We start from the raw sequence: 245 nt of genomic DNA on the forward strand, positions 1-245 counted from the left end.
CGCATGTACAGGACCGGCGACCTCGGCCGCTGGCGCGCCGACGGCACGATCGAGTACCTGGGCCGCAACGACTTCCAGGTCAAGATCCGCGGTTTCCGCATCGAACTCGGCGAAATCGAAGCGCGCCTGAGCGCCTGCGACGGTGTGCGCGAGGCGGTGGTGATCGCGCGCGAAGACGACGGCGGCGACAAGCGTCTGGTCGCCTACGTGGTGGCGGAGCAGGGCGTCGAGATTTCGGCGGCGAA

General features: G+C 68.6%; 1 protein-coding gene. It reads left to right on the top strand.

The features are described from left to right. Positions 1-245 (top strand): AMP-binding enzyme (locus AC6CH2_RS22555; RefSeq protein WP_498271171.1); only part of this gene is annotated, 245 nt, incomplete at both ends.

The sequence above is a fragment of the Lysobacter sp. GQ73 genome (assembly GCF_059758755.1).